The following is a 24,657-nucleotide window of genomic DNA, read 5'->3' on the forward strand; positions in this document are numbered from 1 at the left end:
ACACTCGCAGCGCGCAGATTCCGTCATCCGAGCACCCTCGGATACGTCAGGACGAGAGGACCCTCACCCATGCCCGATGTCAACCGGCGGCGCTTCCTCCAACTCGCGGGCGCCACGACGGCGTTCACCGCGCTGTCCAGCAGCATCCAGCGCGCGGCCGCACTGCCCGCCCATCACCGCACGGGTTCGGTCGAGGACGTCGAGCACATCGTCGTCCTGATGCAGGAGAACCGGTCCTTCGACCACTACTTCGGCTCGCTCCGCGGCGTGCGGGGCTTCGGTGACCCGCGTCCGGTGACGCAGAACGGCAAGTCGGTCTGGAAGCAGTCCGACGGCACCAAGGACATCCTTCCCTTCCACCCGGACGCGGACGACCTGGGACTCGCCTTCATCCAGGACCTCCCGCACGGCTGGAACGACGGACACGCCGCGTTCAACGGCGGCAAGTACGACAAGTGGGTGCCCGCCAAGTCGTCCACGACGATGGCGTACCTGACGCGCGAGGACATACCGTTCCACTACGCGCTCGCCGACGCCTTCACCATCTGCGACGCCTACCACTGCTCGTTCATCGGCTCCACCGACCCCAACCGCTACTACATGTGGACGGGGTACACCGGCAACGACGGCAAGGGCGGCGGCCCGGTCCTCGGCAACGACGAGGCGGGCTACTCCTGGACGACGTACCCGGAGCGCCTGGAGCAGGCCGGCGTCTCCTGGAAGATCTACCAGGACGTCGGCGACGGCCTCGACGCGAACGGCTCCTGGGGCTGGATCCAGGACGCCTACCGCGGCAACTACGGCGACAACTCGCTGCTCTACTTCAACCAGTACCGCGGCGCCAAGCCCGGCGACCCGCTCTACGACAAGGCCCGCACCGGCACCGACGCGCGCAAGGGCGAGGGCTTCTTCGACCAGCTCAAGGCGGACGTCAAGGCGGGCAAGCTGCCCCAGGTCTCCTGGATCGTCGCCCCCGAGGCCTTCACCGAGCACCCCAACTGGCCCGCCAACTACGGCGCCTGGTACGTCTCCCAGGTCCTGGACGCGCTCACCTCCAACCCCGAGGTGTGGGGCAAGACCGCGCTGTTCATCACCTACGACGAGAACGACGGCTTCTTCGACCACGTGATCCCGCCCTTCCCGCCGGGCTCCGCCGCCCAGGGCAAGTCGACCGTGGACCCCGCACTCGACCTGTTCAAGGGCGGCGCGGGGCACCCCGCCGGCCCCTACGGGCTCGGCCAGCGCGTGCCGATGCTGGTCGTATCGCCCTGGAGCAAGGGCGGTTACGTCTGCTCCGAGACCCTCGACCACACCTCGATCATCCGGTTCATCGAGCGCCGCTTCGGCGTCGAGGAGCCGAACATCTCGCCCTGGCGCCGGGCGGTCTGCGGCGACCTGAGCGCCGCCTTCGACTTCTCCCGCAAGGACGCCGCGCCGGTCACGCTCCCGTCCACCGCCGGCTACCAGCCCCCGGACCACGACCGGCACCCCGACTACGTGCCCACCCCGCCCGCGAACCCGGCCCTGCCCAAGCAGGAGCACGGCAGCCGTCCCACCCGCCCCCTCAAGTACGCTCCCGCGGTGGACGGCTCGGTGGACGCGGCGGCCGGGAAGTTCACCCTCGGCTTCGCCTCGGGCGCCCAGGCGGGTGCCGCCTTCCTCGTGACCTCCGGCAACCGCACGGACGGCCCCTGGACCTACACCACCGAGGCCGGCAAGACCCTCACCGACACCTGGAACTCGGTCTACTCGGGCGGCTCGTACGACCTCGCCGTGCACGGCCCGAACGGCTTCCTGCGCCTGTTCAAGGGCAACAACAAGACCGCGGGACCCGAGATCGTCGCCCGGCACGTCGGGGACGACGTCGAACTCACCTTCACCAACAAGGGCTCCGCCTCGGCGAAGCTGAAGCTGGTGAACGGCTACGGCGGCAGGCCCGTCACCGTGACCGTGTGGTCGGGGGCCACGGTGAAGCGCACCGTCAGCCTCGCGGCGAGCAAGCGCTGGTACGACCTCACGGTCACCTGGGAGGCCGACCCGGCCTTCCTGCGCGGCTTCGCCGGCCACGTCGAGAACGGCCGGTCGGGTCTCAGCGACCCCGCGATCATCACGGGGTGAACGGGCGATGAACACCGCTCCGGACGGACTGGTCAGGTACCGGTCACAACAGGGTAGTGTGCCCCGGTGACCACGCAATCGAACACTCCTGCAGGCTGGTATCCCGACCCGCACGGGGCTGCCCAGACGCTCCGTTACTGGGACGGGGCGCAGTGGACCGAGCACACGAACCCGGCTCAGCAGTCCGCCGGGCAGGTTCCGCAGCAGCAGGCCGCCGTCCAGCAGCCCGCCGCCCACATCCCGCAGCAGCAGGGCGCACCCATGCCGCAGCAGCAGGCTGCCGACGCCAGGGTGCAGCGCCAGGTGCAGCAGCAGGCGGGCGTCGCGGGCGGCGGTCCCGGTGGCGGCTCCCTGTTCACCGAGCCCGTCCTGGTGGTGAACCAGAAGGCCAAGCTGATCGAGCTGACCAACGAGTACAAGGTCATGGATCAGAACGGCCGCGAGATCGGCTCGGTCGTCGAGGTCGGCCAGAGCGCGCTGAAGAAGATCCTGCGCTTCGTCTCCAGCCTCGACCAGTTCATGACGCACAAGCTGGAGATCCGCGACGCCTACGGCCAGCCGCTTCTGGTGCTGACCCGGCCCGCGAAGATCTTCAAGTCCCGGGTCGTCGTGACCCGTCCGGACGGCTCGCCGGTCGGCGAGATCGTCCAGCAGAACATGATCGGGAAGATCAACTTCGCGATGAACGCCAACGGCCAGCAGGTCGGCGCGATCAAGGCGGAGAACTGGCGGGCCTGGAACTTCGCGATCGTCGACCACGCGGACAACGAGGTCGCCCGGATCACCAAGACCTGGGAAGGCCTCGCCAAGACGCTGTTCACGACTGCGGACAACTACGTCCTGCAGATCCACTACCAGCTGCCCGAGCCGCTGCTGAGCCTCGTGGTGGCGACGGCCCTGACCGTCGACACCGCCCTCAAGCAGGACTCCCGGGGCCTCGGCTGAGCACGTCCCACGGGGACACGGCGACGGCGGCCGGTGCATGCGGACCATCCGCGTGCACCGGCCGCCGTCCTTCTGCCTCCTGTGGCGCTCAGAGCGCAGTGAGATGCCCGGGCTGCTCCGGCCTGCGGGGCGCCAGCGCCGGTTCCGCGGTCGCCGTCCCGGGTTCGAGGGCCAGGACCGCTGCGACCGGATGCTCGTCGTGGCCGTCTTGCGCGACGTGCTCCTCGTGACGGTCGTGTCCGCCGTGCTCGCCCCGCTCCGGTGCGGGACCGGGGGCCGCCCGGGTCAGCAGGACCACACCCCAGGCGGCCAGGGCCGCCCCGGCCATCGCCAGGAGCACCCCGTCCGCACCGCCCCGCAGGCCCTGACCGAGCAGCGTCAGCCCGATGACCGCGGCGGCCAGCGGGTTGGCCAGGGTGACCACGGCCAGCGGCGCGCCCAGGCCCCCGCGGTAGGCCGTCTGCGACAGCAGCAGCCCGCCGGTGGCGAACGCGGCGACGAGCAGGGTGACCACGATCACCTCCACGCTCAGCGCCGGGCCCGGCCGGTCCGTGGCCGCCACCGTCACCGTCTGGGTGAGCGCCGAGGCGACACCTGAGGCGAAGCCGGAGGCGGTCGCGTGCCTGAGCCCCGGCCGGGCACCCGGCCGGGAGAGCAGGCCGATCAGGGCGGCGGTCGTGCCGGCGACCGCCAGCGCCTCGGTCAGGCTCAGCACCCGCTGCGGTGCCGGTCCCGACGCCGTGACCAGCAGGGCGCCGAGCCCGAACAGCGTGAACGCCGTACCGCGCCACTCCGCCGTGCTGACCCGCCGCCCGGCCGCCCGTGCCCCGAGCGGCACCGCCGCGACGAGGGTGAGCGCGCCGAGCGGCTGGACCAGGGTCAGCGGGCCGTACTTGAGGGACACGACGTGCAGCAGCGCGGCGGCCGCGTTCAGGCCGACCGCCGACCACCAGGCGCCGGTGCCGAGCAGCCGCACCAGGCCCGCGCCGGGGCTGCGGGAGGCGAGTCGCTCCTGGGCCACGGCGGCCGCGGCGTAGGCGACGGCCGAGATCAGCGACAGACCGACGGCGAGCAGGGCTGCGGCGCTCATCGGCCCGCTCCCGCCAGCACGGTCTCCTGCGGAACAAGCCGTGGCGCACCGCGTACCGCCGTACTGGACGTGTGCCGCGGCGGGGGGACGACGGCCAGGGCGGCGCCGAGCATGGCGGTCGCCACGATCGCGTCGAGCCAGTAGTGGTTCGCCGTGCCCACGATCACCAGCAGGGTGACCAGCGGGTGCAGCAGCCACAGCCGGCGCCACCGGGAGCGGGTGGCCGCCATCAGCCCGATGGCCACCATCAGGGCCCAGCCGAAGTGCAGCGACGGCATCGCCGCGAACTGGTTGGAGAGGTGGTCGCTGGAGGGCGGGCCGTAGACGGAGGGGCCGTAGACCCGGGCGGTGTCGACCAGGCCGGTGCCGGTCAGCATCCGCGGAGGGGCCAGCGGGAACGCGAACGGCAGGACCAGGGCGGCGGTGGTGACCACGGCCAGGACCCGGCGTGCCCACACATAGTGCGCGGGCCGCCTGAGGTACAGCCACACCAGGAAGGCCAGAGTGGCCGGGAAGTGGACCGTCGCGTAGTAGGTGTTCGCCAGGTGGACGAGGGTGTCCCCGTGCAGCAGTGCGGCCTGCACGGTCTTCTCGTCGGGAAGGTGCACGGCCCGTTCGAGGTTCCACACGTGGTGGGCGTTGCGGAAGGCCTGAGGGGTGTGGCCGGTGGCCAGCTGCCGCCCGACCTTGTAGACGAGGAAGAGCCCTGCGACGAGCAGGAACTCACGCAGGAGCGGCGGACGCGCTGTCGCCTGCGCCGGTGCTGTGGCCTGCGCTATCGCGTCCGGCTCCGCTTCTGCAGGCTCGGTTCGGGCATTCATCCCCCGGCCCCTTCACTGACGGTCGTGCGTGTGGTGGTGCGTGCCGGGGCCCCGGACCGTGGCCCGGGACCCATCGATACGTTGCCGTACCGATACGCCAGTGTACCGATACGATTGAGTACCGGTACACTTGCGTATCGATTGATGTGCGACACACTGGAGACAGGCTCTGCGGCAGCCCTGGTGGGGCAGCCGCAGCGGGCCCTACGTGAGTGAGGAGAAACAGCGCATGACGTCGCAGGCCGCGGACGGACCGGAGACGGTCGCCGCCTCGCGCCGCTCCAAGATCACGCCCGAGCGTGAGCGGGAGTTCTTCGACGCCGTGCTGGAGCAGATCCGCGAGTGCGGCTACGACTCCTTGACCATGGAGGGCGTCGCCGCCAGCACCCGGTGCAGCAAGTCCACGCTCTACCGGCAGTGGAAGACCAAGCCCCAGTTCGTCGCGGCGGCTCTGCGCGCCAACCGCAAGGTGCGCTTCGCCGGCATCGACACCGGCTCGCTCGCCGAGGACCTGCGCCGGGCCGCGCGCGCGGCGGGCGAGTGGTCCGACAAGGACGCCCGGCTCATGCAGGCCCTCGGCCACGCGGTCACGGCCGACCACGAACTCGCGCAGGCGCTGCGCGAGGCGATACTCCTCCCCGAGATCGCCACGCTTGAGGAGATGCTGGAGCGCGGTGTGCGGCGGGGCGAGGTGCCCGCCGGTCATCCCGCGTTGGAGTACGTCCCCGCCATGATGTTCGGCGTGCTGCGCGTCCGCCCGGTGTTGAGCGGACAGAACGCCGACGCCGACTATCTCGTCCGTTTCGTGGAGGCCACGGTGCTGCCCGCACTCGGACTGACCTAGGACTCAGGCCACCGTTCACGGGATGACGAACGGCGGCCTGCCCGCGCCGCACCGTGGGGACGGGAGCGGCGCGCACCCCCCGGCCGGGTGGGGTACCTCTTGAGCGGAGGGGTGCCCCACCCGGCCGACCTCTGTCTCAGACGTCCTGGCCGTTCCCGCTGCCGGAGGAGACCTTGATCCCCTTCAGGATCTCGTCGACGACGGAGAGCTTCTGCCCGACGTCCACGCCGAAGCGCACCACGACCATCTGCCGGGCGTCGTTGGGGGAGGGGAAGGCGACCGACTCGACGTAGCCGTCGGCGCCCTTGCTGGTGACCGCCTTCCAGCGCACCATGTAGCCCTTCTGCCCGGCCACCGTCACCGCCTGGGAGGCCAGCACCTGGTGCGAGGTGATGCTGCCGTAGGTGGTACCGCCGTAGGACGCCTTGGCGTTGGCCGCGATGTCCTCCTTGGCGACCTGTTCGGCAGTCGTGCCCTTGAGGCGGAGTCCGCGGGCGGGCGCCGTGTAGGCGCCGCCCGCGGTGCACGTCTGGCCGCTGTCCCCGGGGCACTGGTAGGAGTGGTCGGAGGTCACCTGCGCGCCGAGACTGATCGTCTGCCCGGTCCACCCCTGCGGCACGGGCAGGCTGATCCCGTTCAGCGGATCCTGCACCGTGCCCCCGCCCTTGACCTTGGGCGCGCCGGGCTGCCCCGGGGACGGCGACTCACCCGGACCACCGGACCCACCGGGCCCGCCCGAGCCGCCGGACCCGCCGGGCCCTCCGGATCCGCCGCCGGGCCCGTCCTGCCCGCCGTTCTGCCCGCCCTGTCCCTGCCGGGACCCTGCGCGGTCGCTGCCGCCGTTGCCGCCGTCGTTCTTGGTGAGGGCGTACACGCCGACCCCGATGCTCACCAGGACCGCGGCCGCCGCCGCGACGGCTATGGCCGTGCGCAGACCGTGCCGGGGCGCGGGCGGGGGCGGGACGGGATACCACGGATGACCCGGTTGGGCGCCGTACCCCGGCGGAGCCGGCTGCGTGCCGCCGGCAGGCTGCTGCGCCGGGGAACCCCACGTGGCGGCGGTCCCGACGAGGCGGGTCTGGTCCGTCCAGGCCCTGCCGTCCCACCAGCGCTCGGTGGGCGGACCGTCATTCGTCTGCCCGGGGTCGGGGTACCACCCGGGAGGAGTCACCTGCGTCATGCCCATACCGTATGAGGCATCGGTGAAAGGGGGATGAGAAGAACCGATGCCAAGGGCGCGGACCGGCGTATTTCACCCCGGATTTTTCGTGCCGGCGGTCCGGCAGGCCCCGAACGGTGGCCGCGAGGGCGTCCCGCGTGCCGCCGCCGTCCTACCGCGCCCGCTGCTCACGGGTGCCCGCCGTCCGTCTGTACCGTCGGCTCACGGGTGCCCGCCGTCCGACCGTGCCTGCCGCCGGGCCGCGTCCGCCTCATGCCTCCACCGTCAGCCGTACCGGCCCTCCTCGTGCCGGTGGCGGCAGGCGCAGCCCGTCGCGGCCCGGTGTCACCGACCCCAGCACGCTCGGGTGCCGGGCGCCCGTGCTGCGGGGATCGGTGCCGGGCAGGCCGTGGACGGTGAGGAAGCCGAGGACGGCGAAGGCGTAGGCCTCCTTCGCGGCGGCGGGCAGGCCCAGGTCGTCCGAGGTGCTCAGCGCGACCCCGGCGAGCAGGTGCCGCAGCTCGCCCATGAGCACCGGGTTGCGGGTGCCTCCGCCGGAGGCGATCACCTCGGTCGCGCCGACGGACCGGACCCCGTCGGCGACCGTCCGGGCCGTCAGCGCGGTGAGCGTCGCCAGCACGTCCTGCGCCCCCAGACCGTCCAGCCCGGCCGCCCGCAGGTACCCGGCGTGGAACAGCTCCTTGCCGGTCGTCTTGGGCGCGGCCAGCGCGTAGTACGGCTCCGCGAGCAGCCGGTCCAGCAGGGGACGGTGCGGTCGGCCGCGCGCGGCCAGCGCACCCTCGGCGTCGTAGGCCAGGCGCCCTCCGCTGAACTGCCGGGCCGCCGCGTCCAGCAGTGCGCAGCCCGGCCCGGTGTCGAAGGCCGTGCCGTCGGGCGCGGTCAGGTTGGCGATGCCGCCGATGTTCAGCGCGACCGGTGTACCCGGCCTGCCGCGCAGCCACAGCAGGTCGACCAGACTCACCAGCGGGGCGCCCTGGCCGCCCGCGGCGACGTCCCGGGCCCGCAGGTCGGCGACCACCGGCAGCCCGGTCGCCTCGGCGATCCACGCGGGCTGCCCCAGCTGAAGGGTGCCGTGCACCCGGCCGTCCCCGTCGGCCCAGTGGAAGACCGTCTGACCGTGCGAGGCGACCAGCTCGGCCCGCCCGCCGCACAGTTCGCTGTTCGCCCGCACCGCAGCGGCGGCGAACGCCTGCCCGATCCGGGTGTCGAGCCGGCACACCTCGGCGAGCGGCACGGCGGCCGGCGGCAGCGCCGATGCGAGCGCCTCGCGCAGCTCACCGTCGTACGGCGCGCTCACCATCCCCAGCGGCTTCAGCACCAGCGTGTCGCCGTCCAGGCGCAGCTCCGCGGCGGCCGCGTCCACCGCGTCGTACGACGTCCCCGACATCAGGCCGATCACTCGCACCGGTCGTCAGCTCCTCTCACAGGATGGCCGTTTCAGGAGGGCGAGAGCACTCACCGCGCACGCCGCCGCGGCGTAGTAAGCGGGCACGTCCACGTTCCCGGTCCGGCGCACGGCCTCCGTGATGATCAGCCCCGCGCACCCGGAGAACACCGCGTTGGACAGGGAGTAGGCCAGCCCGAGACCCGTCCAGCGCACCCGCGTCGGGAACATCTCGGCCAGCAGCGCGGGTCCGGGCCCCGCCATCAGCCCGATCACCACGCCCGCGGCCCCCGTCGCCAGGCCCTTGACGGCGGTCGTGGTCCCCGGGTCCTGGAGGAGGTCGAACAGCGGCACCGCGAACGCGATCACCAGCAAGGCCCCCGTCAGCATCACCGGCCGTCGCCCGACCCGGTCGCTGAGCAGCCCCGCCGGCAGGATCGCCGCGGCGAACCCGGCGTTGGCGGGCACGGTGGCGAGCAGCGCCTGCCGGACGTCCGCGTGCAGGGTGGCCTGCAGGTACGAGGGCAGGACGACCAGGAACGTGTATCCGGCCGCCGACCAGCCCGTCACCCGCGCGGCGCCCAGCAGGACCGCCGCCGCGGACGGTCCGGCGCCACCGGGAGGATCTGCCGCCCGTTCCCGCTCCCGGAACTCCGGCGTCTCCGCAAGGCCCACCCGCAGCCAGAGCGCCACCAGACCCAGGGGCAGGGCCAGCAGAAACGGCAACCGCCATCCCCAATGGGCGAGTTGGGGATCGGACAGCAGGGCGGCCGTCGCCGCCGCGACCCCCGCCCCGCCCAGCAGGCCCAGTGCCACCGTGAACGACTGCCAGGCGCCGTACAGGCCGCGCCGGCCCGGCGGGGCGAACTCCGTCAGCAGAGCCACCGCCCCGCCGAACTCACCCCCGGCCGACAGCCCCTGAAGAACCCTCAGGAACGTCAGCAGCCAGGGGGCCAGGGCACCGGCCGTGGCGTACGTCGGCAGGACGCCGATCAGTGTCGTCGCGGCCGTCATCAGCGCGATCACCACGAGCAGCACCGGCCGTCGCCCGATCCGGTCGCCCAGTCTGCCGAACAGGGCCGCTCCGAGCGGCCGGAAGAAGAACGCCAGTGCGAAGGAGGCGTACGTGTAGACCAGTGCCTCGGCCGCGCCCCTGCCCGCAGGGGTGAAGAAGCGGTCGGCGAGCACCGTGGCCAGATAGCCGTAGACGCCGAACTCGTACCACTCGACGAAGTTGCCCACCGACCCCGCCGCCACCGCCCGCACCATCGGTGTGCGGGCGGCCGCACGGCCGCGCGAGGCACGGTCGTCGCCGTCGTCGCCGTTGTCCCTGCGGTCTTCGAAAATCAGCTTCATTCCAGGCCCTGTTGACGGATCGTCCGCTGTACACCGGCTGGTCCGGCCGGGTGTGCGTCGCCTGCCCGCACCCACTTTCACCCGGCGGGGCCACACCTGCCCGGACCCGCCACCACACATCCCACCGGACGGCTACGCTCGTGGTCTGTACGTCATTCGGGCGACCTGGGGAGGTATCGGGATGACGGAGGGACGGCCGCCGACGGTCGGCTCGGCTTCCCTGTGGGAGCGGGACGCGGAGATCGCCACCGTCACACAGGCGCTGGACGTCCTGTGCTCCGACCAGTCGTCGGCGGGAAGCCTGCTGGTCTTCCGCGGCGAGGCCGGGCTGGGCAAGACCGCACTGCTGGTCGAGACGCGCCGCATCGCCGAGCGCCGCGGCTGCACCGTGTGGTCCGCGCGCGGCGGCGAGACCCTGCGGTCGGTCCCGTTCAACGTGGTGCGCCAGCTGCTCCAGCCCGCGCTGGTCTCCCTCCTGCCGGAGGAGGCCCGCGAATACCTCGGCGACTGGTACGACATCGCCGGTCCCGCTCTCGGCATAGTGGACCCGGGAGAGGGCAGCGCCGACCCCCAGTACGTCTGCGACGGACTCGTGGCGGCCGTGCGCCGGCTCGCCCGCCGCGAGTGGCCGCTGGTGCTGCTCGTCGACGACGCGCACTGGGCCGACCAGGAGACCCTGCGCTGGCTCGCCGCGTTCGCGGAGCGTCTGGACGATCTGTCCGTGCTGGTCGTGGTCGCCCGCCGCCCGGGCGACGTGAGCGGCGACAGCGCCCGCCACCTCGACGCGGTGGCCGCCGCCGCGGGCCGCCCGGTCAACAACCTGAACGCCCTCACCCCGGAGGCGGCCGCCGGCATCACCCGCGCCACGGTCGGCCGGCACGCCGACGACCCGTTCTGCCGCGAGGTCTGGGCCGTCACCGGCGGCAACCCGTACGACACCGTCGAGCTTCTCGCCAAGGTGCAGGACAGCGAGGTCGAACCCGTCGAGGCCCGGGCGGGCGAACTGCGCGCCCTGAACCGCTCCGCCCGCGGCGGCGGCCTGGTCGACCGCCTCAAGGGACTCGGCATCGAGGCCACCCGCTTCGCCTGGGCCGCCGCCATCCTCGGCACCGGCATCTCCGTCGACCTGGTCGCGCGGCTCGCCTCCATGGACACCGACATCGCCGAGCGCTGCGCCGACCTGCTCCGCACCGCCCGCATCCTCACCGAACCCGACCCGGCGGCCGGCGCCGAGACGGACGACGGCGAACTGGAGTTCGTCCACCCGCTGATCGCGACCGCCGTCTACAACTCCATCCCGCCCGGCGTGTGCACCGCGATGCACGGTGTCGCCGCGCAGATCCTCACCGAGACCGGACACGGCGCCGCCGCGGCCTCCCGGCATCTGCTGAAGGTCCACCCGGACGACGACGAGGAACTCGTCGAGCAGCTGCGCGAGGCCGCCCGCGAGCACCTGGCCGTCGGCGCGCCCGACGCGGCCCGCCGCTGTCTGGAACGCGCCCTGCTCGAACCGCCCGAGCCCGAGGTGCAGGCGCGTGTCCTGTACGAACTGGGCTGCGCCACGCTGCTGACCGCGCCCGCCACCACCATCGACCACCTGCAGAACGCGCTCGCCATGCCCGGCCTCGACGGTACCGAGCGCGTCGACGCCGTCTTCCGTCTCTCCCAGGCGCTGCTCCACAACGACCAGCTGGAGGAGGCCGTCCGTACCGTCGAGGCCGAGGCGGCCCGCCACGAACCCGGCCCCGCCCGAATGCGGCTGCAGGCGGTGCAGTACATGTGGGAGGGCATCTACGCGGGCGAGTCGACCTCACCGGGACGCTCCGAGCGCCTCGCCGAACTCGCCCGGAACTGCACCGGCCGGGACAACGCCGAGCGTGCGCTGCTGATCCTGCGCGGCTTCGACGCCATGACCCACGGCGAGAGCGCCGAGGAGGTCGCCGAGCTGTGCGACCGGGCGCTCGTCAACGGCCGCCTGGCACCGGGGCTCGGCTGGACCGACACCGAGTGGGGCATCGAACTCCTGCTGATGCTGGCCAACGCGTATGCCTACGCCGACCGGCTCGACCGCGCCGAGGCGCTGTACACCGAAGCCCTGCGCACCTACGAGAGCGCCCGGTGGGGCGGCGGCCACCTCGCCCTGGCCCATGCCTACGTCGGTGTCGGGCACCGCAGGCGAGGCCGGCTCAGGGAGGCGGAGGCGTCCCTGCGCGAGGGACTGCGCCTGGCCGAGCGCGTGGGCCGCAGGCTGCCCCTGCACTGGACCGCCACCTGCAATCTCGTCGACACGCTGCTCGCCCGTGGCCAGGTCGACGAGGCGTGGTCGCTCGCCGAACAGTACGGGTTCGCACCGCCGTACCCCTCCACGATCGTGCTGCCCGACCCGCGCTCCGTGCGCGGCAGGCTGCTGCTCGCCGTCGGCCGCATCGACGACGCGGTCGACGAACTGGAAGCGGCGGGAAAGGCGGCGGCCGTACGCGGTCATCACAACCCGGTGATGGTCCCCTGGATGGTCGACCTCGCCCGGGCCCTGGCCCCACGGGACCCGGCGCGCGCCGCCCAGCTCGTCGGTGAGGCCCGACGCCAGGCCGAGCGGTTCGGCACGGACACCGCCATCGGCGAGGCTCTGCGCTGTGCCGCGGCCCTGGAGACCGGGCAGAGCGCGGTACGCCTCGCCGCCCAGGCCGTCGCCTATCTGGAAGCCTCGCCCTGCCAGTACGAACACGCGGCCGCCCGCGTCGAGTACGGCATCGCGGCCCGCTCGGTCGCCGAACTCAACCGGGGCCTGGCACTCGCCCGCTCGTGCGGGGCGGACGGGCTGGTGACACAGGCGCGCGACGTACTGGAGACGGGCCGGGGACTGCGGTAGGGAGTACGGCTCTGCGCCGGCTGCAGACGGTGCGCGGTTGATCGTGTGCGGCCGGCGGCGGATCGGCGTGCCGTCCCCGGCGCACGGCATACCCCAGCGGGACTCGCCCGCTTCCGGTGCACGCCACGGGCTTCAGCGGGACGGACTCGCCCCCCTGCGGCGAACCCCCTGTGCCGCAGGGGGACTCGTCCGCGACCGGTGCATCCCACGGGGCCACGGTGGGGCTCGCCCGCCTCTGGCCGGGCACCCCTGTGCCTCAGCGGGACTCGTCCGGCTCCGCCGTCTCCTCCTCGGCGAGCACCCGCTGAGCCGTGGCGAACGCCGAGTTGGCCGCGGGCACCCCGCAGTACACGGCGGTCTGCAGCAGCACCGCCCCGATCTCCTGGGGCGTCAGCCCATTGCGCCGCGCCGCCCGGACGTGCATCGCCAGTTCGTCGTGGTGCCCCTGCGCGACCAGAGCCGTCAGCGTGATCATGCTCCGCTCGCGGCGCGAGAGCGTCGGATCGGTCCAGATCTCCCCCCAGGCACAGCGGGAGACGAAGTCCTGGAACCGGGCGGTGAACGGGGTCTGCCGGGCCTGTGCCCGGTCCACGTGCGCCTCGCCGAGCACCTCCCGCCGCACCGCCATCCCGCTCGCGGGGGCCCCGTTCAGCTGCGTGCGCAGGGCGGACAGGACGGCGTCAGGGCACTGCGCGGGCGCGAGGTGGGAAGCTTCCGGCAGCTCCACGAGGGCGGCCCCGGGCACCGCGTCCGCGATCTCCCGCAGATGAGCCGGTGGCGTCGCCGGATCCTGCCGGCCCGCCACGAGCAGGGTGGGTACGGAGATGCCGGCGAGCCGGTCGCGCAGGTCGAACGAGGCCAGTGCGTCACAGCAGGCGGCGTACGCCTCCGGGGCGGCCTCCCGGTGGTCCCGGACCAGCCGCGGCACGGTGAAGCCGGGCGTGAACCAGCGTGCGTCGGCGCTCTGAGCCAGCCACTCGATGCCGTCCCGGCGTACCCGTGCGGCACGCTCCCGCCACGGTGCGCTGCCGCCGAAGTGGGAGGACGAGCAGATGACCGCGAGGGAGCCGAGCCGCTCGGGGTGGTGCAGGGCCAGATGCAGGCCGACCGCGCCGCCCAGGGACACGCCCGCGTAGGCGAACCGCTCGATGCCGAGCGCGTCGGCGAGCTCCAGCACCAGCGCGGCGAGATCGCCGACGGTCGCCCCGGGCCCGATCAGGTCCGCCGGGGAGCCGCCGTGCCCGGGCAGGTCCCAGCGCACCACCCGGTGGGTGACCGACAGCTCGGGCGCCACCGCGTCCCACAGGGCGTACGAGGTGCCGAGCGAGGGCCCGAGCAGCAGCGGGGGAGCGGAAGCCGGGCCCTGCGCCAGGTGGTTGAGGAGGTGCACGGTCAACGTCGCTCCAGGGCACGGTCGGTGAGGAAACCGGCGAAGCCGGTGTAGTGGGCCGGGTCGGTGAGTTCGTCGAGGTCGGCGTCCTTCGACTCGTCCAGCTCCGCGAGGAGTTCCCGCAGGGGACGGTTCTCCTCGTGGGCGCGGCGGGCGAGTTGGGCCAGCAGCTCCTTCGACCGTGCACGTCCGAGAGCGGGGGCGAGTGCCGCCGAGATCCGTTCCGAGACGATCAGGCCCCCGGTCGCGTCGAGGTTCTGGCGCATCGCGGCCGGATGCACGCGCAGCCCCTCGGCCAGAGCGGCCGCGTGGGCGGACGCCCCGCCCACCAGCCGGAGCAGGTCGCGCAACGGCTCCCACTCGGCGTGCCAGGCACCGGCCGGCCGTTCGTCCTCGGCGGCCAGGCAGCCGTACAGGGTCGCCGCGAGCTGCGGCGCGCGCCGGGCGGCGGCCGCGAGGAGCGTGGACCGCACCGGGTTGGCCTTGTGCGGCATGGCCGACGAACCGCCGCCGCTGCCCTCGGCCAGCTCGCCGATCTCGGTGCGCGACAGGGTCAGCACGTCCGCGGCGAGCTTGCCCAGCGCCCCCGCCGCAAAGGCCAGGCAGCCGGCCAGGTCGGCGACGGGTGTGCGGAGCGTGTGCCAGGGCAACGCCGGTGCGGCGAGCCCCGCTTCACGGGCGTACGCCTGCGTCAGATCGGCCGGGTCCCCTGCGCCGTACGCCTGGAACGCCGCCAGGGTGCCGGCCGCGCCGCCGAGTTGGACGGGCAGTGTGTCCCGCACCCGGGTGATGCGGTCGCGTGCGTCCAGGACCAGCGCGCGCCAGCCGGCCGCCTTGAGTCCGAACGTCGTCGGTACGGCGTGCTGGGTGAGCGTCCGCCCCGGCATCGGCGTGTCGCGGTGCTCGGAGGCGAGCCCGGCCAGGGCCCGCTCGGTGCGGCCCAGGTCGGCGAGGACCGGTGCCAGGGCACGGGCCGCGACCAGCATCGTGGCCGTGTCCATGATGTCCTGGCTGGTCGCGCCCCGGTGGACGTAGGGGCCGTACTCCTCGCCGACCGCCGCCGTCAGATCGGCGACCAGCGGGATGACCGGGTTGCCGCCGGCCGGGGTGCGTGCCGCCAGGGAACGGATGCCGAATCCCGCCGGGTCGGCCGCCTCGGTCACCGCCGCCGCGGCCCCGTCCGGGACGAGCCCCAGCCCGGCCTGCGCCCGGGTCAGCGCGGCCTCCGCGTCGAGCAGCGCCCGCAGATACGCGTGGTCGCCGGTCTCGGAGGCGGCGGCGGACAGGGCCCACTCGGGGGCGAGCAGACCGGTGTCGGCGTACGGGGGAGACGTAGATGTCACTGGAACTCCAGGAAGACCGTCTCGCCTTCGCCCTGAAGGCGGATGTCGAAACGGTAGGTGCCGTTGCCCTCGTCGCGGGCGATCAGCGTGTCGCGCCGTTCGCCCACCCGGGCGAGCAGCGGGTCGGCGGCGAGTGCCGTCCCGTCGCCCGGCAGATAGATCCGGGTGAACAGGTGCACGAGCAGGCCACGGGCGAAGACGCACACACTCAGGTACGGGGCGCTGCGCCCGCGTGCGCCGGGCCGCAGGGTCCGCGCGTACCAGTGGCCGCCGGCGTCGGTCGGGATGCGGCCCCAGCCGGTGAACTCCACGCCGTTGCGGCCGAGATGGCCACCGGTGGCCGGGTCCCGCCGCATCGAGCCGTCCGCCTGCGGGACCGTGCCGTCGGGGGCCGGGCCCCACAGTTCCACGAACGCGTCCGGCAGGGGCCCGCCCTCGCCGTCGAGGACGTGGCCGTGCACGGTGATCGTGCCGGGGTGGGCCAGGGGCGCGATCTCCTCGCCGCCGCGGAACGGCAGCGCGTACCCGTAGAAGGGGCCGACCGTGTGGGACGGGGTGGGCGGCACGCTCTCGGGGCTGCCGGTGTCGGTCTTCGTCATGGCCCGGGTCAGCGTCCTTCCTCGGCCCAGGTGGCGGCGGGGCCGTCCAGCACGATGTCCCAGCGGTAGCCGAGGGAGAACTCCGGAACCGACAGGCCGTGGTCGTAGGCCGCGACCAGCCGCTGCCGGGCGGCGTCGTCCGTCACGGACTGCAGGATCGGGTCGTACGGGAAGAGCGGGTCGCTCGGGAAGTACATCTGCGTCACCAGCCGCTGGGCGAACGCCGTGCCGAAGACCGAGAAGTGGATGTGCGCCGGGCGCCAGGCGTTGACGTGGTTGCGCCAGGGGTAGGGGCCCGGCCGGATGGTGGTGAAGCGGTAGCGGCCCTCGCCGTCCGTGAGGGTGCGGCCGACGCCGGTGAAGTTGGGGTCCAGCGGAGCGTCGTGCTGTTCGCGCTGGTGGGCGTAGCGGCCCGCCGAGTTGGCCTGCCAGATCTCGATCAGCTGGCCGCGGACGGGACGTCCGGCGCGGTCCGACAACCGTCCGGACACGGTGATCCGCTCGCCGATGGGCGCGCCGGTGTGCCGACGGGTGAGGTCGTTGTCGGTCTCGGTGATGTCGCGCTCCCCGAAGGCGGGGGAGTACAGCTCCACCGCCTCGGGGTCCTGGGCGGTGTCGATGGCGACCGGAGGCCGGCGGGGGCGGCGCAGCAGCGAGGAGCGGTAGGGGGCGTAGTCGCGGCGGGGGTGGTGCTCGACGGGGGCGCCGCCGGCCGTCCGCTTCTCGTACGCGGCGTGCTCGGCCGCGATCTCCTGGTCTATGTCCTGCTGGGTGGGAGCCATGGAGCTACCTGACGCTTCCTGACGTTCGGGGACCGGGGCGAGGCCCTGGCCCGCGCCGATGCGGTGGGTGGTCACGCCGCTGCCGTCGGCGTGGCCGGGGTGGGTGTCCACGACGCGCGCCGGGCCCGGTGCGGGGGTGGTGTGGGCGAGGGGTGCGCGCAGGGAGCGGGCGCCGAGGCTGCCCGGCCGGACGGGGGACCGTGCACCGACGCCGTCCGGCCGGACCGGGGACCGTGCGCCGAAGCTGCCCGGCCGGACCGGGGACCGTGCACCGAGGCCGTCCGGCCGGACCGGGGACCGTGCGCCGTCGTAGCGGTCGATCGGGGTTTGGACGGCGTCCCAGTGCTCGATCGGGGTCCGGACGGCGTCGAGGACGTGGAGGGGGTTCACGGCACGTTCTCCCCGACGGTCAGTGCGGCGTCGGTCCTGACGACGACGTCCTCGACGCTCACACCCGGCGCCGTCTCCACCAGGAGGAGCCCCTTTTCCGTGACGTCCAGCACGGCCAGATCCGTGATGATCCGGTTCACGCACGCCCTGCCCGTGAGCGGCAGCGTGCACTGCTCCACGATCTTCGGAGAACCGTCCTTGGCCGTGTGCGTCATCACGACGACGACCCGACGGGCGCCGTGCACCAGGTCCATCGCGCCGCCGATCCCGGTGACCAGCTTGCCCGGGACCGCCCAGTTGGCCAGGTCACCGCCCTCGGACACCTGCATCGCGCCGAGCACGGCCACGTCGATGTGGCCGCCCCGGATCATCGCGAAGCTCAGCGCGGAGTCGAAGAAGGAGGCGCCCGGCAGGACCGTCACCGTCTCCTTGCCGGCGTTGATCAGGTCCGGGTCGACCTCGTCCTCGGTGGGGTACGGGCCGGTGCCGAGGATGCCGTTCTCCGACTCCAGGACCACCTCGACGCCCGGCGGCAGATGGTTCGGGATCAGCGTCGGCAACCCGATGCCCAGGTTGACGTACTGGCCGTCCTGCAGTTCGAGGGCCGCGCGGGCGGCCATCTCCTCGCGAGTCAGGGCCATCAGGTCCTCACCGTCCGCTGTTCGACCCTCTTGTCCGCGGCCTGCTCGGGGGTCAGCACCACCACACGCTGCACGAAGACGCCCGGCAGGTGCACCGCGTCCGGATCGATCTCGCCCGGTTCGACCAGCTGTTCCACCTCGGCGACGGTCACCCGCCCCGCCATGGCCGCAAGCGGGTTGAAGTTCCGGGAGGACCTGCTGAAGACCAGATTGCCGTGCCGGTCGCCCTTGGCAGCGCGGACCAGCGCGAAGTCGGTGCGGATGCCCCGCTCCAGGACGTACGGCGCGCCGTCGAACTCCCGCACCTCCTTCGGCGGCGAGGCGAGCGCGACACCGCCCTCGCCGTCGTAGCGCCACGGCAGCCCGCCTTCGGCGATCTGGGTGCCCACGCCTGCGGGGGTGTAGAACGCGGGGATTCCGGCTCCGCCCGCGCGCAGCCGCTCGGCCAGCGTGCCCTGCGGGATCAGCTCCACCTCCAGCTCACCGGCCAGGTACTGGCGGGCGAACTCCTTGTTCGCGCCGATGTAGGAGCCGGTCACCCGGGCGATGCGGCCCGCCGCCAGCAGCACGGCGAGGCCGGACTCCATCGCGCCGCAGTTGTTCGAGACCACGCCGAGACCGGCCGTGCCGCGCTCGTACAGCGCCTGGATCAGCATGTTCGGCACACCGCTCAGTCCGAAGCCGCCGACCGCGACGGACGCGCCGTCCGGCACATCCGCCACCGCCTCCGGGGCAGTGGCGACCACCTTGTCCATCCGTGAAGCCCCTCTCTGCAATTAATCAGTGCACTGAGTATTTGGGCGAGGTGCTCTTCACGCTGCCACCGGATGCAGAAGCAGTCAAGGCCTTGTCGTTCGCCGGTTTCGGGAGGCGGACAGGCGGAGGAGCGGGACGCTATCGTTCAGTGCACCTACGAATTGACCAGGGGAGTGCACATGGCCGCGGTGGACCTCGCCACTCATCCCGGGCACCTGGCCCGGCGGCTTCAGCAGGCGCACTACCTGCTGTGGAACACCATGGTCTCGGAAGAGATCACCTCGCCGCAGTTCGCCGTCATGAACGCGCTCGTCGCCGAGCCGGGCCTCGACCAGCGGACCGTGGGGGAGCGAGTGGGCCTGGACCGGTCGACCATCGCCGAGGTCATCAGCCGCCTCGGCCGGCGGGGGCTGCTGCGCAAGGTGCGCGACCCGCAGGACGGCCGCCGCTTTCTGCTCCGCCTCACCGACGACGGGCTGCGCACCCACCGGAAGCTGACCGTGCGCACGGCCCGGATGAACCAGGTCTTCCTCGCCCCGCTCTCCGCCGAGGAGCAGACCGTCTTCTTCGACCTGATCCGCCGGGTCGCGGACGCGGCCGAGGGACTGCGCCACCCGGCGGAGCCGCTCGCGGCCCAGCAGGGCTGAGCCCGCGGCCGCGGTCAGGAGGAGGCCGCGGCGAACACCACCCACACCTGGCCCTCGGCGAAGTTCATCCGGCCGCCGTCCGCCGCCGTGAACACCGTGCCGCCGGCCGCGGACGGCCGCGACCAGGTGGCGTCGAAGGAGCGCCCGTCCCGCAGTACCTCGGCCTTCCCCGAACCGACCGTCTCCGTGTACGGCGTACGGTTGCCGAGCACGTCGTGGTACCCGGAGGAGCGGACCTTCACGTACTGCACGACCACCGTCGGCGGCGCGGGCCGCCCGCCGTCGGTCGTCGTCGTGGGCGTGCCGTCCATCGAGACCAGCCAGCCACCACGCTGCGCGGACCAGGTGAAGGTGAAGCGCGCCGCCGGATAGCGCACGGTCCGTGAGGTCTCGGGCGTGCCGCCAGAGGGCGCCGGGCCGTAGTGGAATCCGGTGGTCAGCGCGCCCCTGCCCGGCGCGGTGGCCAGCAGCCGGGCGGGGCGCAGATAGAGGTTGTGGGGTGCTGCTCTGCCGGGGGCGCGGTAGTAGGCGTCGGCGGCCTCGTCGGGCGACTCGGCGTGCAGGGGCGCCTGCCGGATCAGCGGCAGCAGCGCGCGCTGGGCCCCCGAGAAGGCGAGGGTCGGCTCGTCGAACTGGCGCAGCAGTTCCAGGTCGGACTCGCGGGCGCTGCGCACCGGCCCGACCGCCTTCGGAAGGCTGCCGGCGTACACCGCCATCAGACGGCTCAGTCCGCCCTCGACCTGCTCCGCATACACGATGTCCGCCGCGCCGAGTCCCGTCTGCGGGCGGGCCGCGGACACGTTGTCGATCTTCACGGCGAGCGGTGAACCCGCCGCGGACGCGAGCGTGTCCGGGCTGGTCGGCGCAGTGGGTCTGTGCGGGGTGCGGGCGTCGTCGGGCGGGCGGTGCCGTGTGCAGCCGGCCGTCAGGGAGGCCGTCAGTGTGACGGCGACCAGTGCCGCCGACAGTGCGGCGCGTCTCCTGCGCGCCCTGTGCCCCATGCCCACCGTTGTCACCCCGTTCGTATCTGTCGATTGTGTGCTCATCGGGTCACGGCAGGCCATACCCGGTCAGTACCGGTCGTGCGCGTTCAGTGGGCCGAACGGGCGCACCGGGTTACCCCGGCGGGCGGTCGCCCTGCCCCAGGATCTCCGCGAGGTCGTAGCGCACCGGCTCCTCCAGCTGGGCATAGGTGCAGCTGTCGGGGGTGCGGTCCGGACGCCACCGGCGGAAGCGGGCGGTGTGCCGGAAACGGGCGCCGTTCTCCATGTGGTCGTACGCCACCTCCGCCACCCGCTCCGGCCTCAGCGGCACCCAGGACAGGTCCTTCTTGCCCGACCAGCGGCTGGGCGCCCCCGGCAGCCGGGCCGTCTCGTGGGCCGCCTCCTGCCCCCAGGCCGCCCACGGATGCCCGCTCACATCGTCCAGGCGCAGCGGTTCCAGCTCCTCGACCAGCTCGGCGCGACGCTTCATGGAGAAGGCGGCCGACACCCCCACGTGCTGGAGGGCTCCCCGGTCGTCGTACAGACCCAGCAGCAGCGACCCCACCACCGGCCCGCTCTTGTGCAGGCGGTAGCCCGCCACGACGACATCCGCCGTCCGCTCGTGCTTGATCTTGAACATGGCTCGCTCGTCCTGCAGATACCGCAGAGTGAGCGGCTTGGCGACAACCCCGTCCAGACCGGCACCCTCGTACTGCTCGAACCACCGGTACGCCACGTCCACGTCCGTGGTCGCCGGCGCCAGATGCACCGGAGCGCTCACACCGGACAGCGCCCGCTCCAGCAGCGCCCGCCGGCCGGTCAGCTCCACGTCGAGCAGGGACTCGTCGTCCAGCGCCAGCAGATCGAAGGCGACGAAGGACGCCGGGGTCCTCTCGGCCAGCATCCGCACCCGTGAGTGAGCCGGATGGATCCGCTCGGTCAGCGCATCGAAGTCCAGCCGCCCCTCCCGTGCGATCACGATCTCCCCGTCCAGCACGCACCGCTCGGGCACCCGCTCCCCGAACGCCGTCACAAGCTCCGGAAAGTACCTGGTCAGCGGCTTCCCGGTGCGGCTGCCCACCTCCAGCTCGGCCCCGTCGCGGAACACGATCGCCCGGAACCCGTCCCACTTCGCCTCGTAGTGCATGCCCGGGGGGATCTTCGCCACCGACTTGGCGAGCATCGGCTTCACGGGCGGCATCACCGGCAGGTCCATGCCTCAGATTCTGCTCGCACACACCCCTCGCCGCCCGGTATGCGTGGTATGTCCCCGGCGCCTACCGTGGCCGCATGGGTGATGCGGTGGAACTGGACGTGGCCGGCCGGACCGTACGGCTGTCCAGCCCGAACAAGGTCTTCTTCCCCGAGCGCGGATTCACCAAGCTGGACCTCGCCCGGTACTACGCCTCCGTCGGCCCCGGCATCCTGCGCGCCCTGCGCGACCGCCCCACCACCCTCCAGCGCTACCCCGACGGCGTCGACGGCGAGTGGTTCTACCAGAAGCGTGCCCCCAAGGGCATGCCCGACTGGATCCCCACCGCCCACATCACCTTCCCCAGCGGCCGCAGCGCCGACGAGATGTGCCCCACCGAGGAGGCCGCCGTGGTGTGGGCCGCCCAGTACGGCACCCTCACCTTCCACCCCTGGCCGGTCCGCCGCACCCACGTCGACCACCCCGACGAACTCCGTATCGACCTCGACCCGCAGCCCGGCACCGACTACGACGACGCCGTGCGCGCCGCCCATGAACTGCGCTCCGTCCTCGACGAGTTCGGCGGTCTGCGCGGCTGGCCCAAGACCTCCGGCGGCCGCGGACTGCATGTCTTCGTACCCATCGAGCCGCGCTGGACCTTCACGCAGGTGCGGCGCGCCGCGATCGCGGTCGGCCGGGAGATGGAGCGCCGGATGCCCGACCAGGTGACCATCAAGTGGTGGAAGGAGGAGCGCGGCGAGCGCATCTTCGTCGACTACAACCAGACCGCCCGCGACCGCACCATCGCCTCCGCCTACTCCGTACGCCCCCGCCCGCACGCCCCCGTCTCGGCACCCCTGCGCTGGGAGGAGGTCGGCGTGGCCCGCCCCGGCGACTTCGACCTCGCCACCATGCCGGCCCGCTTCGCCGAACTCGGCGACGTCCACGCCGACATGGACGACCACGCCTTCTCCCTGGACGCCCTCCTGGAACTGGCCCGCCGGGACGAACACGATCACGGCCTGGGTGATCTGCCGTACCCGCCGGAGTACCCGAAGATGCCGGGCGAGCCGAAACGGGTCCAGCCGAGCCGGGCGCGGCGGGAGGAGACGTCCTGACGGTCCGCGCTCTAGCGCACCGGGGTGTCCGTGTGCTCGCCGAAGCCGGCCAGCACCCGTCGGCAGTCCGTCTGGAGGGCCACGTCCGCGGCGACGTCGTAGCGCATGTTGCCCGTGGAGTCGTCGTTGGTGTGGCGGCGGGGTGAGGCCAGCTCCGCGCGTATCAGCGGCAGAGCCGGCCTGGCCGCCGGTCCCATGGCGGCCAGGCAGGCGGCCATGCCGGGGCGTTGGCCCGCAGTGGCCGACCACTCGGTCACGATCACGGGCACCGTCTCCTCGGCCTCTCCGGTGACCTGCCACAGGCCGATGGCCGCCTTGGCGGGCGTGTGGCCTGTGCCGATCATCTCGCGCAACCCGGGTGCGAGTGCGGCGCCGGAACGGCCGAGGGACGAGATCAGGTCGAGGGCCGCGGACCGCTCACTCCACATCCGCGACCGCAGGCTCGCGCGCACGGCCGGGAGCACGGCCTCCGTGTCGCCGGTCAGCGCCCACAGGGCGTGGGCGACATGGATGCGGTGCTCGTCGGCAACGCTGACGCCCTCCCACAACTGCCCCACCACCGGCAGGGCTTCGGCCGCCGCCCCGGGGCCGAATGCGGAGAGGGCGCGCAAGACGTCCTTCGTCGTGCAGACCTGCTCGGCCTCCGCGAGGACGTGGGTGAGCAAGGGCACCGATCCGGGGTCTTGCAGCGCCCCCAGGGCGTCGATGAGGCGACCCTGGTCCGAGGAGGGTGTCCGGTTGTCGAGCCCCGCCAGGCGGTTGTGGAGCACGGGGCCGAGCGGAGCCGCCCCCTCCGGTCCGAACGCCCTGATCCAGCGGGCCAGTTGTCCGGGGATCTCCACCGCCTCCAGGATGCGTGCGAGAGCCGGCACGACCCGGTCGTCGCCCTGAAGGGCCAGCACCTCGAAGGCCATGCCGACGGCCAGCGAGGCAAACGGCGTGTCGGCCTCCCACGGCCGGTGCTCCCAGGTCTGGAGGTAGGCGATCACCTCCTCGGACACGCGGTGGGCCGCCGGTGCCAGATAGCGCAGCTCCGACAGCACCGCCTTCTGCACGCGCAGATCGTCGTCGGTGAGCAGCCGGGCCAGTGCCTGCAGCGGCTCGTCGTCCGGAGCCCGCCATCCGGACAGCAGCCGTCCCGCCATGTCGACCGCGTGCCTGCGCCGGCGCGGGCCGGAGCTGCCCAACTGGCCGACGAGGAGGGCGCAGCGCAGGTCGACGCGGTCGCGCAACTCCGTGTCCAGCTCTTCGAGCAGGTCCGCCGCGTCGTCCAGGTCGAGGCTGCGCCGGTGCTCCGCATGCAGCTCGCGCACATGGGAGATCAGCGTGTCCGTGTGCGGTCGCTCGGGCGGGGCAGGCGGCGGGCCCAGCTCGTCCGCCTCGTGGGCGAGCCGCATCACGTGCAGCGCGATGTCCGCGGTGTCCGGGGGCAGTTCGCCGGGCGCGCAGCGTGCCAGCCGGGTCAGTGCCGTCATCCGCAGCCGGGGATCGGGGGTCCCGGACACGACGTCCTGCAGCACCCGCGCCGCCTCGGTGCCCAGCTCGACCGGGTACCGCTCGGCCAGCGTGCCCAGGGCGCACGCCAGGGACCGGGCGGTCCCGGGGTCCGTCTCGGCGGGCATACGGTCGCACAGCGCGCCGAACACCCCTGCCGGATCCGGATGAAGCCGTGCCAGGGCGTCCGCCACGGCGGCCCGCACCTCCGGATCCGGATCGCCGAGCAGGGGCAGGAACGCCCCGGCCCGCTCGCGGACCATGACACGCGCCGCGAAGGAGTGCCGCAGCCACTCCTCCTCGTCGTCCTCGTCGAACCCGGTGAAATCCTCGTCGTCCTCGTCGCCTGCGTACGCTTCCTCGACGGCGTCCGCGGTGTGCGCGATGCTGCACAGCAGCCCGACCACGGCTCCCCGGTCGGCGAACGCAGGATTCCCGATCAGCTCGAACAGGAAAGGGATGCAGGCGACCGTGCTGTCGTACACATCCCCCTGGTGGTGCACCGCCCCGTACATCCCGTCGAGCGCGACCTCCCGGCGCACCGGGTCGTGCGACGCCAACCCCCGCAGCAAATCCGGCACATCGGTCGCCGACTGCGTGTACGCATGGCTCATCGACGCCCAGTCGACGTCGTCGATCCCCCTGAACACCGTGCCTCCCCATGGTCCATGGCGCTTCTTCCGCCACCGATCACAGCATGGCCCACGCCACCGGC

At 73.0% G+C, this 24,657-nt stretch carries 20 protein-coding genes; 6 read left to right on the top strand and 14 right to left on the bottom strand.

Going from position 1 to position 24,657, the window contains the following annotated elements:
- Positions 1-69 precede the first annotated feature (69 nt).
- Complete coding sequence (locus ACFZCP_RS17035; protein WP_391427798.1) at positions 70-2,118, top strand: phosphocholine-specific phospholipase C; 2,049 nt, start codon at positions 70-72, stop codon at positions 2,116-2,118.
- A 66-nt stretch (positions 2,119-2,184) separates the two neighbouring features.
- Positions 2,185-3,063 carry a phospholipid scramblase-related protein gene (locus ACFZCP_RS17040; protein ID WP_362682590.1) on the top strand — a complete coding sequence of 293 codons (879 nt, stop codon included), beginning with the start codon at positions 2,185-2,187 and terminating at the stop codon, positions 3,061-3,063.
- Positions 3,064-3,151: 88 nt separating this feature from the next.
- Here ACFZCP_RS17040 and ACFZCP_RS17045 read toward each other — a convergent pair whose 3' ends face one another.
- Entirely contained in the window at positions 3,152-4,153 is a 1,002-nt protein-coding gene (locus tag ACFZCP_RS17045; RefSeq protein ID WP_391427799.1) for a hypothetical protein, read from the bottom strand.
- The gene (locus ACFZCP_RS17050; RefSeq protein WP_391427800.1) at positions 4,150-4,974 is read right to left on the bottom strand and encodes a phosphatase PAP2 family protein; all 825 of its coding nucleotides are present in this window, start codon (positions 4,972-4,974) and stop codon (positions 4,150-4,152) included. The genes ACFZCP_RS17045 and ACFZCP_RS17050 overlap by 4 nt, the downstream gene beginning before the upstream one ends.
- A gap of 229 nt (positions 4,975-5,203) precedes the next feature.
- On the opposite strand from ACFZCP_RS17050, the gene ACFZCP_RS17055 reads away from it, so the two are divergent.
- The gene (locus tag ACFZCP_RS17055; RefSeq protein ID WP_391427801.1) at positions 5,204-5,818 is read left to right on the top strand and encodes a TetR/AcrR family transcriptional regulator C-terminal ligand-binding domain-containing protein; all 615 of its coding nucleotides are present in this window, start codon (positions 5,204-5,206) and stop codon (positions 5,816-5,818) included.
- 136 nt (positions 5,819-5,954) lie between these two features.
- On the opposite strand, the gene ACFZCP_RS17060 is transcribed toward ACFZCP_RS17055, so the two are convergent.
- The 3 genes from ACFZCP_RS17060 to ACFZCP_RS17070 all read right to left on the bottom strand — a co-directional run bounded on the left by ACFZCP_RS17060 (position 5,955) and on the right by ACFZCP_RS17070 (position 9,651).
- Complete coding sequence (locus tag ACFZCP_RS17060; protein WP_391427802.1) at positions 5,955-6,998, bottom strand: DUF2510 domain-containing protein; 1,044 nt, start codon at positions 6,996-6,998, stop codon at positions 5,955-5,957.
- Between the two features lie 250 nt (positions 6,999-7,248).
- Positions 7,249-8,403, bottom strand: a complete 1,155-nt coding sequence (locus tag ACFZCP_RS17065; protein WP_391427803.1) for an anhydro-N-acetylmuramic acid kinase — start codon at positions 8,401-8,403, stop codon at positions 7,249-7,251.
- A 6-nt stretch (positions 8,404-8,409) separates the two neighbouring features.
- Positions 8,410-9,651 (bottom strand): MFS transporter, encoded by a 1,242-nt coding sequence (locus tag ACFZCP_RS17070; RefSeq protein WP_391427948.1) that lies wholly within the window; start codon positions 9,649-9,651, stop codon positions 8,410-8,412.
- A gap of 268 nt (positions 9,652-9,919) precedes the next feature.
- On the opposite strand from ACFZCP_RS17070, the gene ACFZCP_RS17075 reads away from it, so the two are divergent.
- A complete protein-coding gene (locus ACFZCP_RS17075; protein ID WP_391427804.1) occupies positions 9,920-12,607 on the top strand; it encodes an AAA family ATPase in 2,688 nt (895 codons plus the stop codon).
- Positions 12,608-12,863: 256 nt separating this feature from the next.
- Here the strand turns inward: ACFZCP_RS17075 and pcaD are convergent, their stop codons facing one another.
- The 6 genes from pcaD to ACFZCP_RS17105 all read right to left on the bottom strand — a co-directional run bounded on the left by pcaD (position 12,864) and on the right by ACFZCP_RS17105 (position 18,507).
- A complete protein-coding gene (pcaD, locus tag ACFZCP_RS17080; RefSeq protein WP_391427805.1) occupies positions 12,864-14,003 on the bottom strand; it encodes a 3-oxoadipate enol-lactonase in 1,140 nt (379 codons plus the stop codon).
- Entirely contained in the window at positions 14,000-15,340 is a 1,341-nt protein-coding gene (pcaB, locus tag ACFZCP_RS17085) for a 3-carboxy-cis,cis-muconate cycloisomerase (protein WP_391427806.1), read from the bottom strand. The genes pcaD and pcaB overlap by 4 nt, the downstream gene beginning before the upstream one ends.
- Entirely contained in the window at positions 15,337-15,939 is a 603-nt protein-coding gene (gene pcaG, locus ACFZCP_RS17090; RefSeq protein WP_391427807.1) for a protocatechuate 3,4-dioxygenase subunit alpha, read from the bottom strand. The genes pcaB and pcaG overlap by 4 nt, the downstream gene beginning before the upstream one ends.
- A gap of 8 nt (positions 15,940-15,947) precedes the next feature.
- Positions 15,948-16,721, bottom strand: a complete 774-nt coding sequence (gene pcaH, locus ACFZCP_RS17095) for a protocatechuate 3,4-dioxygenase subunit beta (RefSeq protein ID WP_391427949.1) — start codon at positions 16,719-16,721, stop codon at positions 15,948-15,950.
- 386 nt (positions 16,722-17,107) lie between these two features.
- Entirely contained in the window at positions 17,108-17,752 is a 645-nt protein-coding gene (locus ACFZCP_RS17100; RefSeq protein WP_391427808.1) for a 3-oxoacid CoA-transferase subunit B, read from the bottom strand.
- Positions 17,752-18,507, bottom strand: a complete 756-nt coding sequence (locus tag ACFZCP_RS17105) for a 3-oxoacid CoA-transferase subunit A (RefSeq protein WP_391427809.1) — start codon at positions 18,505-18,507, stop codon at positions 17,752-17,754. The genes ACFZCP_RS17100 and ACFZCP_RS17105 overlap by 1 nt, the downstream gene beginning before the upstream one ends.
- 180 nt (positions 18,508-18,687) lie before the next feature.
- Between ACFZCP_RS17105 and ACFZCP_RS17110 the strand changes: the two genes are divergently transcribed.
- The gene (locus ACFZCP_RS17110) at positions 18,688-19,155 is read left to right on the top strand and encodes a MarR family transcriptional regulator (RefSeq protein ID WP_391427810.1); all 468 of its coding nucleotides are present in this window, start codon (positions 18,688-18,690) and stop codon (positions 19,153-19,155) included.
- 14 nt (positions 19,156-19,169) lie between these two features.
- On the opposite strand, the gene ACFZCP_RS17115 is transcribed toward ACFZCP_RS17110, so the two are convergent.
- Together ACFZCP_RS17115 and ACFZCP_RS17120 are read right to left on the bottom strand one after the other, a co-directional pair.
- A complete protein-coding gene (locus tag ACFZCP_RS17115) occupies positions 19,170-20,156 on the bottom strand; it encodes a DUF3048 domain-containing protein (RefSeq protein WP_391427811.1) in 987 nt (328 codons plus the stop codon).
- Between the two features lie 115 nt (positions 20,157-20,271).
- Positions 20,272-21,354 (bottom strand): ATP-dependent DNA ligase, encoded by a 1,083-nt coding sequence (locus ACFZCP_RS17120; protein WP_391427812.1) that lies wholly within the window; start codon positions 21,352-21,354, stop codon positions 20,272-20,274.
- 74 nt (positions 21,355-21,428) lie between these two features.
- Between ACFZCP_RS17120 and ligD the strand changes: the two genes are divergently transcribed.
- Positions 21,429-22,448, top strand: a complete 1,020-nt coding sequence (gene ligD, locus ACFZCP_RS17125; protein WP_391427813.1) for a non-homologous end-joining DNA ligase — start codon at positions 21,429-21,431, stop codon at positions 22,446-22,448.
- An 11-nt stretch (positions 22,449-22,459) separates the two neighbouring features.
- Here ligD and ACFZCP_RS17130 read toward each other — a convergent pair whose 3' ends face one another.
- Entirely contained in the window at positions 22,460-24,592 is a 2,133-nt protein-coding gene (locus ACFZCP_RS17130; RefSeq protein ID WP_391427814.1) for a HEAT repeat domain-containing protein, read from the bottom strand.
- Between the last annotated feature and the right edge of the window lie 65 nt (positions 24,593-24,657).

This window comes from Streptomyces sp. NPDC007971 (assembly GCF_042958635.1).
Lineage (GTDB): Bacteria > Actinomycetota > Actinomycetes > Streptomycetales > Streptomycetaceae > Streptomyces.